The following is a 1,907-nucleotide window of genomic DNA, read 5'->3' as shown; positions in this document are numbered from 1 at the left end:
GATCGAGTAGGAGGCGGTGACTAACCGCCGTCCTCTCACACCACCGTGCATACCGCTCGGTACACGGCGGTTTCAATAGTTGACGTGCATGGACTGATAGGCTGTGGCTAAATCATAAAAGCCCCAGTTTATCAGTCTTTCTTTTGTTAGTGCTCGTTTGACCACTCCTGCATTTGCCATTCTCCAATAAGCTTTTCGGCTGTAGGCTCCTTCACAGGCTGCCCATTCTGGCATTCCCAACCCCATCAGCTTCCGTTTTCGTGTCTTTGGCAGTTTCCACTGTTTCCAGATACACATTCGTATCCTTCGATACAGCCACCTGTTCAGCCTTTCGACGTTGTTTTTCATGTCTGCCATACTGTAATAGTTCAGCCATCCTCGCATATATTCTTTTATACGTTCCATGGTCTTTACTATACTTCCGCACCTGCTCCGGGAAGTGAGCTTTCTCAGCTTCTCCTTGGCTTTCTTCCATGACTTTCCATGGACACGGACATAGATTCCTTTTCCGCTCTTCCCGAAACAGAAGCCAAGGTACTTAAAATTTCTTATTGCAAACACACTGACCGTACGACTTTTCTCTCGGTTCACCTTTAGTTTCAGTGTCCCTTCCAGATATTTCGTACTGCTTTCCAACAACCGTTCGGATGCACGTTCGCTCTTCGCTAGCAATACGATATCATCTGCATAGCGAATGCACGGTACTCCTCTTTTGTTGAACTCCTGGTCAAACTCGTTAAGATATACATTGGCTAACAGTGGGGAGAGATTTCCTCCCTGTGGTGATCCTTCTTCCGTCTTAATGACTACACCGTTTTCCATCACTCCACTTCTAAGATACCTCTTTATCATCTGTATTACACGTTCATCCTTTACATCTCTGCGCAGGATATTTACAAGTAACTCATGGTTCAGTGTATCGAAATACTTTGACAGGTCTAGGACTACTGCTTTTGTATATCCCTGTTCTGCATACTCCTCTATCCTCTGAACTGCGTCTTTCGCACTCCGTCCCGGACGATATCCGAAACTTCCATCCGAAAACTTTGGCTCATAAATCGGTATCAGCTGTTGTGACATTGCCTGTTGGATGATACGGTCTATGACAGTCGGAATACCAAGTTTTCGTACTCCTCCGTCTGATTTGGGAATTTCCACTCGTCTCACAGGCGATGGGGTATAATGCCCCTTTCGAATCTGTTCTGTCAGTTCGTGGTTATGTTCCTTTATCCACTGGAACGCCTCTTCAATGGTCATCCCATCTACTCCCGGCGCTCCCTTGTTTGCCTTCACTCTTTTGTAAGCTCTGTTTAGGTTGTCCTTATTCAGTATCTTACCTAAGATATCCGGCTCTGCACTGTCCCTTTCTTTCCATATCCGGTTGAATGAGCGGTGCGCTCTTACATACCCTTTACGTTCCGCGCTATCTCTCTGCAAGCAGCTTTCCTTGTTTTCTGCATCCATCTGCTCATTTCTCCTTTCCGGGTCATACTTGAGACTCCTATTGATTCAGTCCTTCACCTCTCGGCTACTATGACCTCTGCTGACTTCTGTGCGTTCAGCACTGCTTTTGGCAGTGGTTACCTCTTTCGAGGCATGTCGCGCAGACCTCCCCGGGTATCACACGCTTCTTTCTCTCCATCTATCTGCCACATCTATTCCGCATGATTCCGTGTAGTTATTGGGCTTTGACTTGTTGTGCAGCCTTACCCTCATGCAAAACCTTATATGTGATTTCTGTTCGTCAGACCAGAGATTTGCCCGTGGTTAGTTTATTCCCACATCCGGCTTCCTTCAGATTCCACCTCACGATGGACACCCTTGCCTTCGGCTATATCCTTCCCACTACCAGGCGGATTCGGGACTTGCCCCCGTTAGAAACGTGCGCCGCCGGGCGCACACAAAAA

At 47.4% G+C, this 1,907-nt stretch carries 1 protein-coding gene; it reads right to left on the bottom strand.

Annotated elements, in window-relative coordinates; translation table 11 throughout:
* Window positions 1–72: 72 nt before the first annotated feature.
* The gene (gene ltrA, locus LI091_RS18320; RefSeq protein WP_021650934.1) at window positions 73–1,464 is read right to left on the bottom strand and encodes a group II intron reverse transcriptase/maturase; all 1,392 of its coding nucleotides are present in this window, start codon (window positions 1,462–1,464) and stop codon (window positions 73–75) included.
* Between the last annotated feature and the right edge of the window lie 443 nt (window positions 1,465–1,907).

The sequence above is a fragment of the Blautia sp. MSK20_18 genome, assembly GCF_020553125.1.
In the GTDB taxonomy this organism is placed as follows: Bacteria; Bacillota; Clostridia; order Lachnospirales; family Lachnospiraceae; genus Blautia_A; species Blautia_A fusiformis.
The sequence above is the reverse complement of the archived record's forward strand: the minus strand, read 5'-3'. Positions and strand labels throughout refer to the sequence as shown.